Genomic DNA, 19,615 nt, shown 5'->3' with positions numbered 1-19,615 from the left:
CACGCACCGTCAGCGGACCACCGGTCCGCTGCTACCGGGTGGCGTGCAATACGCGCGCGATCGCCTCCACCAGCAGATCGCCGGTGACCGGCTTGCGCAGGAAGGCATCGAAGCCTGCGTCGCGGGCCTGCTGCTCGATCGATGGATCGGTGCGCGCCGTGACCGCGATCAGCGGCATCTCGAACCCTTGGCTGCGCAGGTGCTCAGCCAAGGCGATGCCGCCCAGTCCTGGCAGATCCAGATCCATCAACACCACCTCGAACGGTGCCTCGCTGACCTCGCGCAGCGCCGCCAATGCGTGCTCGGCATGGACCACCTGGTGGCCACGCGCCGATAGCAGGCCACTGACCACCTCGGCCACGGTCAGATCGTCCTCCACCAGCAGGATGCGCAGCGGCGGCAATACCCATTGCTCGCCCTCGGCCGCGCCCGGCGCGCCGGTGGTTCCCTGCTCCAGGGGCAACGGCAGGGTCACCGTGAAACGCGTTCCCACGCCGAGCTGGCTCTGCACGCCGATCTGCCCCTGCATCGCCAGTGCCAGCTCGCGGCAGATCGCCAGACCCAGCCCGCTGCCCCCGTACTGCGCGGCGGTGCGGGCGCCATCGGCCTGCTCGAAGCGGCGGAACAGTCGCTCCTGTTGATCGGTGCTGATGCCCGGCCCGGTATCGGATACCTCGATGTGCAACCCGCGGCCGGCCGTGATCGCGCGCAACGTCAACCGTACTTCGCCGTGGCTGGTGAACTTGACCGCGTTGCCCAGCAGGTTCAGCAGGATCTGGCGCACGCGCAGCTCGTCACCGACCGTGCGGGTGCCGGCCGGCAAGGTGTTGTCGACCACGAACCGCAGCCCCTTCTGCCCGGCCAGCGCGGCCATCAACGCGCAGACGTCGTCGATCGGTCGCTGCAGCTGGAACGGCTGCGCCTGCAGTTCCAGGCGCCCCGACTCGATCCGGGCCAGGTCCAGCGCGTCGTTGACCAGATGCAGCAGGTGCTCGCCTGCGTGGCGGATCGACTCGGTGTAGCCGCGCTGCTGGGGGTTCAATGGCGAGGACAAGAGCAGCTCGCTCATGCCCAGCACCCCGGTCATCGGCGTGCGCACCTCATGGCCCAGGTTCGCCAGGAAACGGGTCTTGGCCATCGAAGCCTGCTCGGCCAGCTCCTGCTTCTGCAGTGCCAACTGGTACGCATGCCGGCGCTGCAGCCGGCGCCGGTACAACCAGGCGAACAGACTGAGCAGCAGCAACACGGCCGAGGTCAGCAGCAACAGGCCCGACAGGCTGCGCCACCACGGCGGCAGCACCCGGAACTCCAGCACCTGCACCCGCGACCAGATGTGGTCGGCCGAACGGGCCTGGATTTCCAGCCGGTAGCGGCCCGGCGGCAGGCGCGAGAACAGGCGTTCGCCGCCGGGCCCCACTTCCACCCAATCCGGGTCGTAGCCGGCCAGCCGGTAACGGTAGTTGTTCGAGGTGGAATCGGCGAAGGACAGCAGCCGCGCGACGATCCGCAGATCGCGGTCGCCGTCGGCGATGTCCAGCGGAACCGCATGGGTCAGGTCCAGGACACGCTCGCCACGACGCACCTCGACCCGCTCGATCACCAGGGGCGCGCGTCGCGTCGCCGGCTTGACCTGTGCCGGATCGAATACCACCACCCCGGCAGGCGTGCCACCCACGATCCGACCACTCGGGGTCAGCGTCAGCGTGCGGCGGCGAAATTCCTGGCTGGGCAGGCCATCATGTACGCCGTATTGGCGCACGCTGCCCGCCTCCGGATCGACACGCACCAGGCCCCGAGCATTTGCTGCCCAGACCACGCCCTGCCGGTCCACCACCAGGCCGGTGGCGGTGATCGCGGGGTAGCCGGCACTGCTGCCGATCACTTCCTGCAGGGTCAACCGATCGCCCTGCCAGCCGTAGTGCGAGAGCTTGCCTTCCTCGGAAAGCCAGACACTGTCATCGCCGGCCAGCGCCATCGCATGCACGCTCGCCGCGGGGCCACCCGGCAGCGGCTCGAAACGCGAGCGCGCCGCGACCCACTGCAGCAGCCCCCGCCCGGTGGCCACCCACAGGCGGTCCTGGGGACCGCACCGGATATCGAGCGCGTTCTGGCCAGCGCTCAATCCGGCGTGGCCGAGCGCGACGCGATGCAGGACGCGTCCATCGAGATCGCGCTGCTGCAGCCCGTTGGCCGAGGCCGTCCACAGGCGCTGCCCGTCGCACAACGCCAATGATTCGATCGCGCCCTCCATCGTGGCGTCCACCGCCGCGTCGCGCCCCCAGCGCCGCATCCGCTTCTGCCGGGGGTCATAGCGCAGCAGCGCGTCCCAGGATCCGATCCAGACCTGGCCGCGCGGATCCTCCAGCACCGACTGCAGCCATTGCGTGCCGTCCACCCAGGTCCGGTGCTGTTCGATCTTCCCGCTGACCGGGTCGAACTTGTCCAGGGCACCATGCGTACCCACCGTCCACACGCCGCCGTCGGCGGCTGCGCCCATGCCCAGCACATACGCATTGCGCAGCGAGGCCGGGTCATCTTCCAGGCGCGACAGCACCGAGAACTGCCACCATCGCGGCAGCAGATGCCACAGGCCGCCGTTGGTGCTGGCCAGCCAGATGCCGCCCTCGCGATCTTCGTAAGCGCCGGTCCAGTTCGGCCGCACCTGCCCGCGCGCGATCGCGCTGTACAGTGGCACCTGCTGGAACTGACCGTCCATCGCACGGCCCAGGCCCGAGCGGGTGTCCAGCCAATACCCGCCCTGCTCGTCGCGCAACATCATGCCCAGGATCTGATCGCCATCGGCAACGGCCCAGGGAGCCGGTTCGAAGCGGCCATCCGGGCGGCGCACCGCCACCCCGACATTGCTGCTGATCCACAGGCTGCCATCGGGCTCGGCGGTGAGTCCATTGATGACGCGCGCCGACAACTGGGCACTGGGCACCGGTTCGAAATCGTGTCCGGTCCAGCGCGCCAGGCCGGCTTTGGATCCGATCCACAAGGTGCCATCCAGGGTGGTGGCCAGATTGCCGACCGATGCCGCCGGCAGGCTGCGTGGATTGCCCGGCTCGGGCATGAAGCGGGTCAGCGTGCCATCACGCTCCAGCCGGTGCAGGCCGCCCTGGTAAGTGCCGAACCAGATCGCACCGTCCGGGGTGGACGCCACGCTCCAGATCGTGTTGCTACCGATTTCCGGATGGCTGTCGCGATCGTAGAAGCGGATCTCGCGGCGATCGGCCGACATCATCGCCAGGCCGGCGTTCTCCGTGCCGATCCACAGCTGATTTCGCGCATCCACGTGCACGCTCCAGACGTGGTTGTCGCGCAGGCCGTCCTCGGCACGCCAGATGCGGTAGTTGCGGCCGTCGTAACGGGCCAGGCCATCATTGGTGGCAATCCACAGATAGCCGTAGCGATCCTCGGCCATGCGATTGACGGTGTTGGATGGCAGGCCATCGAACACGGTGAGCTGCCGCGGCGTCGGCGGTACCGGCTGGGCCGACGCAAGCGCCGGCCAGAGCACACACAGGCCGATCAGCAACGGCCACAGCACACGCAACACCAATGGCTCTCCCGGGTCTGTCCCTCGATTCACTGCCGTCGCCCGGAACGGGCCTGTCACCCCTGACCACCCCGGTCGTCGGGCAACGCCCCGCATAGTAAACCGTTCCCTGCGCCGGCACGATCCACGCGCGGCAAGGCGAGCCGTTGTATCGCCGCGTGCAGCACATCGCCCTGCAGCGGCTTGTGCACCACACCGTCCGCCCCTGCGGCGATGACCTGCATCTCCAGGTCCGGCTCCCGTCGCGCCGTGAGCACCAGTACCGGCAGGCCTTGGCCCTGCTGACGCAGCAGGCGCAGCAATGACAGCCCGTCCATGCCCGGCAGGTCCAGGTCCAACAGCATCAGCTGTGTGCCGGGGCGGGCCAGCGCGGTCAGTGCCGCCAGCGCGTGCGCGGCATGGACGACGGTGTGACCGCGCAGCCGCAGCAGTGCGCCGACCACCTCGGCCACCAGGGGATCATCTTCCACCAGCATGACCTGCAGGGCATCGAGCGCGTCGCCCTGCGGTGCCGCCGCGTGGGGCTCGATCGGCTGGCAGCCTTCCAGCGGGACACTCAGCGTGGCCTGCCAGCGGTGATCAGGCAGCCGCACCACGCTCACGTGCCCGTGCATCGCGCCGATCAGTACATCGACATCGGCCAGCGCCTCGCGCACCTGCAACGTCGCTGGAGACGGACAGGCCCCCGGTTCGGCGAGCACATCCATCAGCAGGCCACTGCGGCCTGGCCGCCAGCCGATGCGCAGGGTCAACCGCACTGCCCCGATCTGCTCTGCCAACCCGCACGCGAGCAGTGCCACGGCTTGCCGCAACCGGTCCGGGTCGCCCACGACGCTGGCGCCGGGCTGCACTGGCGGGGCCAACGCGAGGCGGCAGCCCCCCGCCTCCAGACCACCGGCCACGGCGGCGTGTACCTCGTCCCACCACGGCCCGATGGCAAAGCCCCGCGGATGCAGCGTCACCTTGCCGGCCTGCAGCCTGGCCATCTCCAACGCCTCGTCCACCACCTGCAGCAATGCACGCCCGCCCTGCTGGATATGCAGCACTTGTTCGTGCGCGCCGGCTGGTAGCGGCGTGGTCAACAGCAGTTCGCTCATGCCAAGCACACCGGTGAGTGGTGTCCGGACTTCATGCCCAAGCGTGGCCATGTAGCGCGCCTTGGCCTGCGCGGCCTGCTCGGCCCGTGCCTGGCGACGCGTGGCGGCCCGCCAGGCGAGCGCGCGCTGCCGCCGCTGCCTCAGCGCCCACACCAGCAACGTGCCCGCACTGGCGGCGAGCAGCCACAGCAACACCCACGCCCCGGGATGCGCCCACCCGTTGTAGGCCACATGCAGGTGCACCTGCTGCAGGGCCGACCATTGCCCATCCACGTCACGTGCCTGGAATTCCAGTACATGCTCACCGGCCGGCAGACGGGGGAAGCCGCGCGTGCCGCGTCGCCCGGCGCGGACCCATTCGGGGTCTTCGCCCCGCAGCCGGAATCGATACCCCGTCACCCCATCGGGTCGGCCGCTCAGCAGGCGCGCCGACAACTGGATGTCGCGATCATCGGCGTTGAGCTGCAGCGGATCGGTGGAAGGCAGCTCGACCCAGCGCCGCTGTCGGCGCACCTTCACCTGGTCGATCACCAGCGAGGCCGGTGTCGTGGCGTCGACCATGCCCGCCGGATGCAATACGAGCACGTCGCCTTTGGCCTCCATGGCGAGCAGATGCGCTCCGGCAGCAACCAGTCCGTTATCGAACACGATCATCGGCAGGCCATCATCGGCGGTGTACAGCCGCGCACTGCCGCGATCCGGGGCCAGACGCACCACCCCGCGCGCCGTAGTGGCCCATAGCGCACCATCCTGGGCCCCGGTCAATCCGCGTGGCAATGCGGCTGGTATTCCCTGCCCCGCGTCAACCCGCCGGCTGTGAGGCGGGCGGCCAGGCACATGCTGGTAGGCCGACCATCCTTCCGCATCGGCCGCCCAGAGCCACCCATCGGTGCCCAGATGCAGCGCGCCGATCTCCCGCCGCCCGCTGCCCGGCACCGGGAGAAAGCGGCTGGCGGCCACGTGCCACTGTTTGAGACCCTCGCCATCCCCCAGCCATACCTCTCCGCCGGGGCTGCACTTGAGCGCGAATCCCGCTACGCCCGGACGCAGGCCCGCCGCCTCGTAGGCAGCACCGGCCAGGACCCTGCCATCGCCCGAACGCTGCTCCACGCGGCCATTGCCGGCGAGCCACACTCGATCGCCACAGGCCAGCAATGCGGCCTGCGGCGACGTCCCCGACGACACACCGGCCGGCCCCACCTGCCAGCGCTGCCGACGCCGGCGCGACGGATCGAACCGGGTCAGCCACGGCGCCGCGAAGACCCACACCACGCCCTGCGGATCTTCAACCACCACGTGGCGATCGGCACGGGCTGGATCCTGTGCATAGGACCACCGCGTTTGGGAGAAGCCCTGCTCCGGCGAGAGACGGGCGAGTGTGCCGCCGCGTGCCCACCATGCGTGGCCATCTGCCGTCGGGGCCAGGCTGCCTGCCGCAGCGGAGATGGGTCCCGCCGGTGCGGCAAAACGCTCCAGGTGCCGCCACTGGGCGCCGAGTCGCCACACGCCCTGGCGACTTCCCGACAACCAGACCCGCCCCTGCCGGTCCTCGAACACCCGCCCGATGCGCGACACATCGCGCCCGTGCGGCCGGGGCAGTTGGAGTGCGTGGTGGTTCCGGCCGTGCTGATCCTGCCACCACACCTGGTCGCCATCGCCGAACCAGTCCCCGCCGCGCCACGCCGCCCCGAGCCAACGGGCCGGTGTGCGGTGCCCGGCAACGGGTTGCAAGGACGGCAGCTGCCGCACCCGCGACCCCTCGGCCGTGCTGGAATGCAACCGCCCCTGCGAATCCAGGCCGAGCGCGGTCACCGGCCGCGTGGAAGCCCCCAGCATCGCAGGCGTCTGGAACCGATCGTGCTGCCATCTCGCCAGCCCGGCGGCACTGCCGATCCACAGGCCGCCGTGCGGATCGGACACGAGCCGCTCCACCCGTGCCGACGGCAAACCACCACCGCCAGCGGCCGGCAGGTGCTGACGCAGGAGGTGATCGCGGTCGAGCCGGAACAGACCGGCATCGCGGGTACCAAACCAGACGCTGCCATCGTCCATGGGCTGGATCGCCAGAATCGGGCTGGCCGCCACGGTGGGTGCCGGCGGCCCCGCCCACCGGGCGAACTGTTGGCGGTCCGACGAAAGACGCTGCAGATAGCCGTTGCCGGTGCCGATCCATAGCTGGTCACGGCCATCCAGGGCCAGGCTGCGCACCACGTTGTCGGCCAGACCGTGTTCCATCCGCCAGATCCGGAACCCGCTGCCGTCATAGCGCGCCAGGCCGTCGCCGGTCGCGAACCAGAGATAGCCCTTGCGGTCCTCCACGATCTGATGCACCACGTTGGACGGCAATCCGTCGACTGTCGTCATCCGTATGCCATGGCTGGACAGCGCCAGCACCGGAAACGCCTGCAGCAGCCAGAACAGCAGCCCCCACCGTCCGCACCGGCGCCATGGGCGCGGCAGGCCGCTCATGCGCTGCGCCGGCATCTGGCCAGCCCATCGCCCAACGCCGCCCGGCTCACCGGCAGGCGCAGGAACAGCTCGAAGCCGGCCGCGATCGCCTCGCGCTGCGCAACGGCATCCGCGCGCGCAGACAGCGCAACCCGTGGCACCCCCGGCCACCTCCGCGACAGGCGTGCCCCCACGCGTTCGCCATCGATCCAAAGGGCTGGATCGACCACGATGACGTCCCAACCCGCGCCGTCCGCGGCGGTGGGCGGCAATGCATCCGCGCCAGAAAAGTGCACGGGCAGATGGCCCAGAGAGGCCAGCATGGCCAGCAGCACTTCGGCAACGACCGCTGACGGACAGACCACCAGCACCCGCAGTGCGCCGGCCGCAGCCGGTCCCGGCGGCGCACACGATGCCACGATGGCGGTGGGGAGCTCACCGCGCGGCAATGGCAGCGCCACCTGGAAACAGGTGCCCTGGCCGGGAACGCTGGTCACGGTGATATCGCCGCCCATGGCCACCGCCAGATCGCGTGAGATCGACAATCCCAGCCCACTGCCGCCGTAACGGGCCGCGGTCCGCGCGCCATCGGCCTGTTCGAAACGCTGGAACAGGCGCTGGCACTGCGCCGGCGTCATGCCCGGCCCGGTATCGCACACCCGCAGCACGACCCCTTGGCCATCGCTTACGCCGTGCGCCTCCAGCCGTACCGTTCCCCATGCGGTGAACTTCAGCGCGTTGCCGAGCAGGTTGAGCAGGATCTGGCGCAGGCGACGCGCATCGCCGATGACACACGCCGAGGCCGGCAGCGTGCTGTGCCACTCCAGCGCAAGCGCCTTGCCCTGCGCCACCGGCAGCAGCAGCGCGTGCAGCGCTTCGATCATCTGCTGCAGCACGAACGGTGCAGGCTGCAACTGCAGTTCCCCCGATTCGATGCTTGCCATGTCCAGCGCGTCATCCATCAGCCGCAGCAGGTGTTCGCCGGCGTAGTGCAGGCTGCTGACCCGGCTGCGCTGGGGTGGCGGAAGCGGCAAGCGCAGCAGCAGTTCGCTCCATCCCAGCACCGCGGTCATCGGCACCCGGATGCGGGTCCCCAGCGAGGTCAGGAAGCGGGTGCGCTGCACGGATGCGCGCTCGGCATGCCCCTGCCGGGCGCGCAGCCAGCGCCAGCGCCGCTGTCGACCGCGGCGTACGTGCAAGCGCCATCCCCAGAGCCACACCGCGCCCAGCCCGGCGGCCGTGGCTGCCCACCGGGCCGGCGGCGCCTGCCACCATGCCGGGGCCACCTGCAATGTCACCCGGCGCACCGGCGACCACCGGCCGTTTGCCTGCCTGGCCTGCACCTCCAGCGTCTGCAGCCCCACCGGCAGACGCTCGAACACGCGCAGGCCGGTGGCATCACTTTCCTGCCACTGGGCCTCGTGATCCTGCAGCCGGAACCGATACTGCATGTGCGACGGCGCACCGCCACTGAGCAGCCGCGCGGCAACGCGCACGTGCCGATCAGCGCCGGTGAGCGGCACCGGGCCGGCGCCGACCGGCAGCGTGATCTGCGCCTTGCCACGGCGAGCGGTGATCGCATGGATGACCAGGCCCGGCGCGCGTTCAGGGCCCGCGACACCGGCCGGATCGATCAGCAACAGCCCGCCTTCGCTGACCGCTGCGGCGAGCCGACCCTCGGCGGCGCGCACCAGACCGTGCGGCAGCACGCCCTGGGCCGGCAGCCCCTCATCGCCGCCGAACTGACGTACGCCGCCGCCATGCGGGTCAACCCGGATCAGGCCACGTGCATCGCCTGCCCATGCAATGCCCGCTGCGTCGACCACCAGTGCGCGTGCCAGCAGACGCGGGTACCCGTGCGTGGGCCCGAAGCTGTGGGTCTTGCGCAGCTGCTGGCCATCCCAGCGGTAGCGGCGCAGTACCCCGAGGCTGCTGATCCAGTAGTGGCCATCCTCGCCGCGGGCGATCGCCCCGGCTTCACCGCGCGGCGCTCCCTCGACGGCGGCGAAACGTCCCTGTGCCGGCAGCCAGCGTTTGATGCCGCTGCGGTCGGTTGCCCACAACAGGCCATTGTCATCGCACAGCAACTGGGGGCCGTGGCTCGGTGGCACCAACCCGAGGGTGTGCGGCGCGGCGGACAACTGCAGCACACCGTCGGCATCGCGTCGCTGGATACGGTCGGCACGGCCGAGCCACAACGATCCGTCGCCGCAGGCCTGCAGATCGACCCTCCCCGCATCGCCGTCCACGCCCAACAACCAGTGACGACGCCCATCGCTGCCCGGCAGGTAGCGCGACAACGTGTTGCCACTGGCCACCCATACCTGACCGCGACGGTCTTCGGCGATCGCCACGGTGCCCGCACGCAGGTGATCGGGGCGGTAGTCGAGGCCCAGGTCACTACGCCCGCTCACCGTGTCCACGCGCTGCAGGCGCCCGTGGTCGCTGGCGATCCACACCCGCCTGCCATGGGCGGGCGCCAGGGCCAGCACGTGGTCGCCATCGAGTCCGGGCCAACCGTCACGGGCGGCCGCCAGCAGCGTGAACTGGCGCCACCGCGCCGGCAGGTGCCACAGGCCCTCGCCGCGGCCGACCCACCACAGACCGCCGACCCGGTCCTCCATCGCCTGGCTGACCACGGCAGTGCTCATCACGGCCCCGGAGTATCCACGCAGCGGCACCGGCTGCGACGTCTGCCCGCGCGCGTGAAGTCGCAGTCCGCTTGCGCCGGCGCTCCAGAGGTCGCCCGCGGTACTGCGCAGCACCGGCATCTCCGTGTCCTCCGGCATCCGATGCACCGCGCCGTCGCGCCACCGGTGGACGCCCCGCGATGTGCGCACCCACACCCCGCCGTCCGGATCGGGCCAGAGCACGTGCACGTCAACGTGCTGGTCATCGTGCAGCGGTACCTGGATGAAACGATGTTCCTCACGCCGCAGTGCCCCCGCCGGCGTCCCGATCCAGAGCCGTCCCTGGTGGTCTGTGATCAGGGCAGTCACCCGGCGCACGGGGCCACCGTGCAGCTGCAACGGCACGCGTTGCCAGCGGCCGTCAGGCTGCCGTGCAAACAGGCCATCGTCGAGGGTACCCACCCACACCACACCGTCGGGGGTGCTGGTGATCTGCTCGACGCCGATGCGGGGCAGGACCACCGCGCCATTGCCCGGCATGCTCTGGATCACGCGGCGATCAGCAGACAGCGTCAGCAGGCCCTGCGAGGCGGTCGCCAGCCAGAGCTGGTTCTGCGCATCGAGATGCAGCGCGCGCACGTCCACATCCGGCAGCCCCTGCTCCCTTCGCCACGCGCTGAAACGATGACCATCAAAGCGCAGCAGTCCATCGTCGCTGGCGAACCACAGATAGCCGTCGCGGTCTTCCACGACCGCACGCAGCGCCGCAGTCGGCAGCGCGTCTGCAGGGCCCAGCGGCCGGGGCCAGGGCGCCGTGACGGGATCGCCGGCCAGAACAGGGACCGGCAGCCAGAGCACGAGACCCAGCATCACCGCAGCCCAGCGATTGCCCATCGGTGCGGATCGGCCTCCCCCCACGCGTACCCCGACCTTGCTCTCCGGCATGAACAGCACGGTATGTCGAAGCCACGCGAAGGGGGCTGGCAGGATCTGGACCCGGTCACAGTCCGATCAATGAAATTTCAGATCAAAAAAGAAACTTCGAGGAATGGCATTGATCGCACCGATGCGCACAGCGCCTCGGCTGATCAGTGTCGCGGCGACTTCCCGGCGCGGGCGTGCACGATCGCATCGATCAGCATGTCACCGGTCACCGGCTTGCGCAGGAAACCGTTGAATCCGGCCGCCCGCACCTGCTGCTCGGCGTAGGCATCCGAGCGTGCGGTCACCGCGATCAAAGGAAGCTCATAGCCCATTGCGCGCAGCTGTCCGGCAATGGCAATACCATCCAGCGCCGGCAGATCCAGATCGAGCAACCCGACATCGAAGCTCCCCGCAGCGACTTCGGACAATGCCGCCAAGCCGTGCAGCACATGCACCACGTCATGCCCACGGGTGCGCAGCAGCCCGGCGATCACATCGGCCACGGTGGCATCGTCCTCCACCAGCAGGATGCGCAGGGGCGGCAGCTGCGTGCGCGTCTCCAGGCCGGTTTCACCCGACGCCGCAGCCGACTGCACGGTCCACGGCAGCGGCAGTTCAACGGAGAAGCGGGCGCCATCGCCCAGCCGGCTGTCGATCCGGATGTGGCCGCCCATCGCCACCGCCAGTTCCTGGCAGATCGCCAGGCCCAGGCCGCTGCCGCCATAACGCGATGCGGTGCGAGGGCCATCGGCCTGTTCGAAGCGGTGGAACAACCGCTCCTGCTGGTCCTGGTTGATGCCCGGCCCCGTATCGGAGACCTCGAAGATGATCGCGCGCCCGCCGTCGAGCAGCTCGACGCCAAGGCCCACATGGCCATGCTCGGTGAACTTGATCGCGTTGCCGAGCAGGTTCATCAGGATCTGGCGCACGCGCATCTCGTCGCCACTGACCTGCACCGGACCGGGCAGGTTGAAGCTGCGCTCGAAGGCCAGGCCACGGTGATGGGCCATCGGTTCCATCAAGGCCTCGACCTGGTCCAGCAACGACATCAGATCGAACGGCCGCAGATCCAGTTCCAGTCGCCCAGCCTCGATGCGGGCCAGATCCAGCGCGTCGTTGACCAGCCGCAGCAGGTGTTTGCCGGCATGCTGGATCGAGCCGGCGTAGCCGCGCTGCACGTCATCCAGCGAGGTGGACAGCAGCAGTTCGCTCATGCCCAGCACACCGGTCATCGGCGTGCGCACTTCATGCCCCAGCGTGGCCAGGAACCGGCTCTTGGCCTGTGACGCCTGCTCGGCCAACTGTTGTTTGTGCACCGTCAGCTGCCATTGCTGGCGACGGCGCAGGCGCGCACGTGCCACGTACGCCAGCGCGGCGATCCCGATCAGGCCCAGCAGCGCATAGCCCACGATCGCCCAGCCACTGCGCCACCATGGCGGACGCACCTCCAGATCCAGCGTGCTGGGCGGCGTCCACGCGCCCTGCGAAGTCGCGGCCTGCACCTCGATGCGATAGTGCCCGGCGGGCAGGCGCGAGAGCAGGCGTTCGCCGTCGGCCGCCTGCATCACCCAGTTCTGGTCATAGCCGGACACCCGGTAGCGATAGCGGTTGCCGTGCGGGTTGGCGAATGAAAGCAGACGCGCGGACACGATCAGATCGCGGTCCTGCGGCCCCAGCACGATCGGTGCCTGCGTCGGCAGCATCTGCTGCCCTTCGGCATCGTCGCGGCGGACCTGCACGCTGTCGATCACCAGCTGCGATGGCGGCAACAGCATGTCCGCCGCATCCGGATCGAAGCCGACCAACCCGGTCGCGGTCACTGCCAGGACACGACCGCCGCGTGCCTGCACCGGCGGGCGGTTGCTGAACTCCACATCCGGCAGCCCATCGCGTTCGCCATACAAGCGCAGCCGACGCTCGGCGCCCTGCCAGCAGATCAACCCACGCGGGGTGGTTGCCCAGACCTGCCCGTGCCTGCCCAGCGCCAGCCCGCCCATCGACACAGCAGGCAGGCCCTGGGCAGCGCCGACACGTTCGCGCAGGCTCATGCTCAGGCCATCCCAGCGATAGCGCTCCAGCGCGCCCTGGCGTGCCAGCCACAGTTCATCCGGGCCGGTCCAGGCCGCATCGTAGATGCTGCCGCGGGAAACGCCCGGCACCTGCTCGAAGCGGCCATTGCGCCACCGCATCAAGCCCATGCTGTCGCCCATCACCCACAGCTGCCCACGCGGATCGAACACCATCTGTTCAACCGGGTTCTCGGTCAGCCCACGGTGCTGGTCATTGCGGATGGTGTCCAGCACGTTGCCCTGGGCATCCCGACGCTGGATGCCGAAGTTCATGATCGACAGCCACAGGTCGCCATTCGGCGCCTGACGGATCAGATCGATGCGTTGGCGCACGTCCGCCCCGCCACCGATCTTCCACTCGCGCAGCGTGCGCGTGGCGGGTTGATAGAGGCTCAATCGACCGGCGCGTCCGATCCACACCGCACCATCTTCGCGCGGCAGCAGCGACCACGCCGCGCCCACGCCGATCTGTTTGTCGTCGGCGATCTGGCGCAGCTGGCCCTGCGCATCCAGCGTATAGAGACCGTGCGCACCGGAGATGTAATACGTATCGCCCAGCGCTGCCGCGCCGAGCAGATAGGCGCTGTCCAATGGCTTGCCGTCGAGCTGGTACCAGCTGGAGAAGCGCTTCCAGTCTGGCGGCAGATACGCCAGCCCCTGGGTCAGCATCGCCACCCACAGTCCACCTTCGTGGTCCTGCAGCATGTCCAGCACGCCGCTGCGCGCGGTCAGGAAGCCACTGCCGGCGTCGCCGGCGAGCAGCCGCACCGCACTCGCATCGCCGCGGTACAGGCCATCAGCCGTGCCCAGCCAATAGCCGCCATTGCGGTCATGGATGACCGTGGCCGCACGCACATCGGCACTGAGCGTCCAGGGTGCGGGCCGGACCTGATCATCGGCACCGATCTGGAACAGCCCACCTTCGGTGCCCGCCCAGACCGTGCCATCAGGCTCACGGGTGAGGCGGAACACGCTTTTTCCACCGAGCAGGGCCGGCGCGATCCGGGTGAAGCGATCGCCATCCCAACGGGCAACGCCATTGGAAGTGCCTACCCAGACACGCCCTTGCGGATCGGCCAACAGACTGTAGATGGTGTTGTCGGGCAGGCTGCGCGGATCGTCCGGCGCGGCCTGGTACCTGACCAGCGTGCCGTCCTCGCTGCGGCGGCAGATGCCGTGCTGGTTGGTGCCGATCCACAGCGATTGGGCGGCATAGGCCAGCGACCAGAACTGGCCCTCGCACGCGGCGTTGAGCTCGGGGAACCGCGCGAACGCGCTGCGGTCGGGGCCGAGCATGCTCAGGCCAACCCCATTGCTGCCCACCCAGACCCGGTCCTGTGGATCGATGAGCAGGGTTTCCACTTCGTTGCCGGGCAGCGAGCCGGGCGCGTCCGGATCATGCCGCCACACCCGCAGGCCAACGCCGTCCACGCGGGCCAGGCCATCATCGGTACCGGCCCAGATATAGCCCTGGCGATCCTGGGCCAGCGCCAGCACCATGCGCGACGGCATGCCCTCGGCCGCGCCCAGACGGCGCAAGCGTGGCGTTTCTGCCGATGTCCCTGCGGCTTCCAACACTGGCGGCACTGCGCACAACCACAGCCCCAACAGCACGATGCCTGCACCCCAGCGGCGCGTGCTCATCGATCCGGTCTCCCTGTTGGTGCGGATTGTCACACAGCGATCAGGACGGTGTCCGCATTCTGAGTCGGCTGCCGTGGATGGAACGGGCTGTTTCCGCCCTGGGCGAGCCAGACAGCACAGGCGGGCGGCGCTGTTGTCCGCCGCACCACGATCTGTTGCAGCCATGACGCTGCATCCGATGACGTGGCTGTGCGTATGATCGCCCCAGACCCTGATGGAGGCTGCGCCGTGCTCAAGCGCCTGACACTTTCCCTGCTGCTGGCCGCCACCCCGCTGCTCGCCACTGCCGCCCCCGACAGCTACCGCATCGATCCGGTGCATACCCGCGTGCTGTTCGCGGTGGAGCATGCCGGCTTCTCGCATGCGCTGGGCACCGTGTCCGGCAGCGAAGGCGTGCTGGTATTCGACCCGGACGACTGGCGCACGGCACGCCTGGAGGTCAGCGTACCGATCCAGCGGCTGGACCTGGGCGATGACAAATGGAACACCGCCACGCTGGCGCGCAACCTGCTCGACGGTGAGCGCTTCCCCCAGGCGCGGTTCGTCTCCACGCATGTCGAGCCCATCGACCCGACCCACGCCAACGTTACCGGCCAGCTCACCGTACGGGGGGTGACCCGCGAGGTCACGCTGGCCGTCACCCTCAATGCGCTCAAGCGCCATCCACTGCCGCCGTTCCGCCGTACCGCCGGCTTCTCGGCCACCGCCACGCTCAGCCGCAGTGCCTTCGGCGTGGATGGCTGGGCCTCGATGATCGGCGATGAGGTGCAGCTGCGGATCGAGGCCGAAGCCGTGCGTGATCGCAACGCCGGCGATCCTGCCGATGCCGCGCCCACCGATGCGCCGGGAACTCCAGCCGCGCCAATCGACTCAGATACCCCACAGCCGGTCCAGGAGACCACGCCATGACCGCCAAGAACACGCCGACCCGCTGGGGCGGTGTCAGCCAGACCCTGCACTGGCTGATCGCCGTGCTGATCCTCGCCCTCGGCATCGTCGGGCTGACCATGGGCGAACTGCCCAAGACCCCGAAGTACTTCTGGGTCTACACCATGCACAAATCGATCGGCATCACCGTGCTGGCGCTGGTCGTGACCCGCCTGCTGTGGCGCCTGTACGCCGGCGCACCCCGTCCGGTCCCAGGCACGCCGACCTGGCAGGAGCGCATCGCCTCGGCCACGCATTGGCTGCTGTACGTGCTGATGTTCGGCATTCCGCTGTCGGGCTGGCTGTACGACTCGGCCAGCGGCCTGCGCCCGTTCCGCTGGTTCGGCCTGGTCGACGTGCCGAAGCTGAGCCCACCGGACGAACGCGTCACCCAGATCTCGCACACCATCCATGAGTGGGGCTTCTGGCTGCTGATCGCCGTGGTCCTGGCCCATGCCGGTGCCGCGCTTTATCACCATTTTTACCAACGCGATGCCACGCTTGCGCGCATGCTCCCGCAGCGCTGGCTTGCCTCCCCCCAGAAGGATTGACCATGAACATCAAGCTCACCTCCCCCGCCGCGGTCGCCGCCGCCCTGGCCGGCCTGCTGGCCACCGCCCCGGTCCTGGCCGCCGATTACGTGCAGGCGCCTGGCTCGGTACTAGCCTTCGCCACCAAGTACGACGGCGAAGTGTTCACCGGCACCTTCCCGGGCTTCGATACCCGGATCAGCTTCGATCCGGCCAAGCTGGACGATGCCAAGCTGGAAGTGACCATTCCGCTGGCCAGCGCCAAGAGTGGCAACAGCGACCGCGATTCGACCCTGCAGGGCGCGGACTTCTTCAACGTGGGCAAGTTCGCCCAGGCCAAGTACAGCGCCACCAAGTTCCGCTCGCTGGGCAACAACCAGTACGCCGCCGACGGCACGCTGGAACTGCGCGGCGTGAGCAAGCCGGTCACCCTGACCTTCACCTGGACCCCGGGGGCGCAGCCCGTGCTGGCCGGCAAGGCCACGGTCAAGCGGCTGGACTTCGGCGTGGGCGGCGGCGACTGGGCCGATACCAAGACCATTCCGAACGAGACCGCGATCAGCACGAAGGTCGTGCTCAAAGCAAAGTAACCCGACCGGACGGGTGCCGGCCGGCTCGCCCAAACCGGGTAGAGCCGACCGTTGGTCGGCCTCCAGAGCAACGACGCCCGCGGTAGAGCCGACCGTTGGTCGGCTGCCAGGACGTCATCGTCGCCAGGGCGGCCGACCAACGGTCGGCTCTACCGGATCCAGGCGTCTACCGCCGCCACATCGAACGGCCAGTCCAGCTCGCGGCCCCGCGCATCGCGCAACACCGGCACCCGCAGCCCGTAGCGGGCCTCCAACGCGGGGTCGTCATCGATGAACACACTGTCCAGATCGGCCACCCGGGCCTGCGCCAGCACCGTCAAGGCCTGGTCGCACAACTGGCAGTCATCACGCTGGTACAAGGTAAACACCGGCCCACCCACCTCGGAAAATGTTGCGCCGCAGCCAGAGCCGGCGGCACGAAGCGCATAGAATAGCGCTCCATCCGATACCCGCAGTTTGGCAATCATGGCTGTCAGCACGTTCGACGTTTTCAAGATCGGCATTGGCCCGAGTTCTTCGCACACCGTAGGACCGATGAAGGCTGCCGAACGTTTCGTGCACCGCTGGCTGCTCGATCCGGGCCATCTGCAGGACGTGGTGCGCATCCGCGCCGACGTCTATGGCTCGCTGGCCCTGACCGGCCGTGGCCATGGCACCGACAAGGCCGTGCTGCTCGGGCTGGAAGGCCAGCGCCCGAACCTGATCGATCCGGACATCATCCCCGAAACGCTGGACCGGATCCGCAGCAGCAAGCGCATCCGCCTGATGGGCCAGCACGAGATCGCCTTCGACGAGAAGCGCGACCTGGGCCTGAACAAGCGCCAGAAGCTGCCGTACCACACCAACGGCATGCGCTTCACGGCCTACGGTGCGGACGAGCAGGTGATCGCCACGCGCGATTACTACTCCGTCGGCGGCGGTTTCGTGGTCAACCAGGATGACGCGGCCGATGACCGCATCGTGCCCGATGAAACCCCGCTGCCCTACCCGTTCAAGAGCGGCGATGAGCTGCTCGCGCAGACCGCCCGCAGTGGCCTGAGCATCGCCCAGATGATGTTCGAGAACGAAAAGTGCTGGCGTACCGAGGACGAGATCCGGGACAGTCTGCGCGAGATCTGGAGCGCCATGCAGGCCTGCGTGGAGCGCGGCATCCGTCAGGAAGGTACCCTGCCCGGCGGCCTGCATGTATCACGCCGCGCCCCGGCGCTGTACCGCGAACTGTCCTCCAAGCCGGAAGCGGCGATGCGCGACCCGCTGACCACGCTGGACTGGGTCAACCTGTACGCGCTGGCCGTGAACGAAGAAAACGCCGCCGGTGGCCGCGTGGTGACCGCACCGACCAACGGCGCAGCCGGCGTACTGCCAGCGGTGCTGCACTATTTCGACCGCTTCTGCCCCGGCGCCAACGAACAGCGTGTGTTCGATTTCCTGCTGACCTCGGCGGCGATCGGCATCCTGTACAAGGAAAACGCCTCGATCTCCGGTGCCGAAGTGGGCTGCCAGGGTGAAGTGGGCGTGGCCTGCTCGATGGCCGCCGGCGGCCTGGTCGCCGCGCTCGGCGGCAACCCGAGCCAGATCGAGAATGCCGCCGAGATCGGTATGGAACACAACCTCGGCCTGACCTGCGACCCGATCGGCGGGCTGGTGCAGATTCCCTGCATCGAGCGCAATGCGATGGGCGCGGTCAAGGCGATCAATGCCTCACGCATGGCCATGCGCGGCGACGGCAAGCACAAGGTCTCGCTGGACAAGGTCATCAAGACCATGCGCGACACCGGCCGCGACATGCAGGACAAGTACAAGGAAACCAGCCGCGGCGGGCTGGCGGTCAACGTCATCGAGTGCTGATCCACCGCCCCCGGCGGTAGAGCCGACCGTTGGTCGGCTGCTCCCGTTCGCATCATCGGCACGCCTGCACATCCGCTCGGATGTAGAGCCGACCGTTGGTCGGCTGCTCCCGTTCGCATCATCGGCACGCCTGCACATCCGCTCGGATGTAGAGCCGACCGTTGGTCGGCTGCTCCCGGTGGCATCGTCGGTACGCCTGCACGGCCACTCGGATGTAGAGCCGACCGTTGGTCGGCTGCTCCCGGTGGCATCGTCGGTACGCCTGCACGGCCGCTCCGGTACAGTCAGGACTTCCCCCCATGGAGACTGCCATGCGCATCCTGGCCGCCGCCCTGCTTGCCTGCCTGCCGCTGACCACCTTCGCCGCTGAGACTTACGGCCCGCGGCTGGAAGGCTTCGACTATCCGTACCCCGTGAAGATCTTCCGGTTCGAGTCCCAGCGCCAGCCGCTGGAGATGGCCTACATCGACGTGCCCGCCGGTGGCAAAGGCTTCGCCGGGACGGTCGTGCTGCTGCATGGCAAGAATTTCTGTGCGGCCACCTGGAAGGACACCATCGCGGCATTGAGTGCGGCCAGTTACCGGGTGATCGCGCCGGATCAGATCGGCTTCTGCAAATCGAGCAAGCCCGAGCGCTATCAATACTCGTTCGGCCAGCTGGCTGCCAATACCGAAGCGCTGCTGGAGCATCTGGGCTACGGCGAAGGCAAGCTGCACATCGTCGGCCATTCGATGGGAGGCATGCTCGCGGCCCGCTTCGCGCTGATGTACCCGCAGCGCACCCTCAGTCTCTCGCTGGTCAACCCGATCGGACTGGAAGACTGGAAGGCCAAGGGCGTGCCATGGCGCAGCATCGACGCCTGGTATGCGGGCGAGCTGAAGACCAGCTTCGACAGCATCAAGACGTACCAGCTCGACGTCTATTACAACGGCCAGTGGAAGCCCGAGTACGAGCAATGGGTGCGCATGCAGTCACGCATGTACGACGGCCCCGGCAAACAGGCGGTGGCATGGAGCCAGGCGCTGACCTCGGACATGGTGTTCAACCAGCCGGTGGTTCATGAGCTGCCCAGGCTGACCGTGCCAACCACGCTGTTCATCGGCCAGACCGACCGTACTGCAATCGGCCGCGATCTGGCACCGCCCGCCCTGAAAGCGACGCTCGGCAACTACCCTGCGCTGGGCAAAGCGGCGGCGGCAGCGATCCCAGGCGCCACCCTGGTGAGCTTCGAAGACCTCGGCCACTCGCCACAGGTGCAGGACCCGGACCGGTTCAATGCGGCACTGCTGAAGGCAATCTCACAACACGACTGACCTGCCCAGCCCCCCGGTAGTGCCACGCCATGCGTG

General features: G+C 68.8%; 10 protein-coding genes. 5 read left to right on the top strand and 5 right to left on the bottom strand.

The genetic code is table 11. The features are described 5' to 3' along the window. Positions 1-31 precede the first annotated feature (31 nt). From ABE546_RS08620 to ABE546_RS08605, 4 genes are all read right to left on the bottom strand, one after another. Positions 32-3,562, bottom strand: coding sequence for an ATP-binding protein (locus ABE546_RS08620; RefSeq protein WP_346463290.1), 3,531 nt, complete (start codon positions 3,560-3,562; stop codon positions 32-34). A 53-nt stretch (positions 3,563-3,615) separates the two neighbouring features. After that, positions 3,616-7,125, bottom strand: a complete 3,510-nt coding sequence (locus ABE546_RS08615) for a response regulator (protein ID WP_346463288.1) — start codon at positions 7,123-7,125, stop codon at positions 3,616-3,618. Continuing rightward, the gene (locus ABE546_RS08610; RefSeq protein WP_346463287.1) at positions 7,122-10,628 is read right to left on the bottom strand and encodes an ATP-binding protein; all 3,507 of its coding nucleotides are present in this window, start codon (positions 10,626-10,628) and stop codon (positions 7,122-7,124) included. The genes ABE546_RS08615 and ABE546_RS08610 overlap by 4 nt, the downstream gene beginning before the upstream one ends. 194 nt (positions 10,629-10,822) lie before the next feature. Then, positions 10,823-14,371: an ATP-binding protein gene (locus ABE546_RS08605; protein ID WP_313210968.1), complete on the bottom strand. Its 3,549-nt coding sequence runs from the start codon at positions 14,369-14,371 to the stop codon at positions 10,823-10,825. A 228-nt stretch (positions 14,372-14,599) separates the two neighbouring features. Here ABE546_RS08605 and ABE546_RS08600 point away from each other — a divergent pair, with 228 nt between their 5' ends. Genes ABE546_RS08600 through ABE546_RS08590 form a run of 3 tightly spaced genes read left to right on the top strand, consistent with a single transcriptional unit; the run spans position 14,600 to position 16,418 of the window. Next, positions 14,600-15,280, top strand: a complete 681-nt coding sequence (locus tag ABE546_RS08600; protein ID WP_313219757.1) for a YceI family protein — start codon at positions 14,600-14,602, stop codon at positions 15,278-15,280. After that, positions 15,277-15,849: a cytochrome b gene (locus tag ABE546_RS08595; protein WP_346463285.1), complete on the top strand. Its 573-nt coding sequence runs from the start codon at positions 15,277-15,279 to the stop codon at positions 15,847-15,849. Before ABE546_RS08600 ends, ABE546_RS08595 begins: the two co-directional genes overlap by 4 nt. A 2-nt stretch (positions 15,850-15,851) precedes the next feature. Further along, positions 15,852-16,418, top strand: a complete 567-nt coding sequence (locus tag ABE546_RS08590; protein WP_019186059.1) for a YceI family protein — start codon at positions 15,852-15,854, stop codon at positions 16,416-16,418. Between the two features lie 149 nt (positions 16,419-16,567). Here the strand turns inward: ABE546_RS08590 and ABE546_RS08585 are convergent, their stop codons facing one another. After that, positions 16,568-16,786 carry a glutaredoxin family protein gene (locus tag ABE546_RS08585; RefSeq protein ID WP_313210975.1) on the bottom strand — a complete coding sequence of 73 codons (219 nt, stop codon included), beginning with the start codon at positions 16,784-16,786 and terminating at the stop codon, positions 16,568-16,570. A gap of 97 nt (positions 16,787-16,883) precedes the next feature. Between ABE546_RS08585 and ABE546_RS08580 the strand changes: the two genes are divergently transcribed. Beyond that, the gene (locus ABE546_RS08580) at positions 16,884-18,266 is read left to right on the top strand and encodes an L-serine ammonia-lyase (RefSeq protein ID WP_346463283.1); all 1,383 of its coding nucleotides are present in this window, start codon (positions 16,884-16,886) and stop codon (positions 18,264-18,266) included. 311 nt (positions 18,267-18,577) lie between these two features. Next, positions 18,578-19,579, top strand: coding sequence for an alpha/beta hydrolase (locus ABE546_RS08575; protein ID WP_313210988.1), 1,002 nt, complete (start codon positions 18,578-18,580; stop codon positions 19,577-19,579). Positions 19,580-19,615: the final 36 nt, after the last annotated feature.

The sequence above is a fragment of the Stenotrophomonas sp. TWI377 genome, assembly GCF_039674525.1.
Taxonomy (GTDB): Bacteria; Pseudomonadota; Gammaproteobacteria; order Xanthomonadales; family Xanthomonadaceae; genus Stenotrophomonas.
This window is presented reverse-complemented; position numbering and strand designations above follow the sequence as displayed.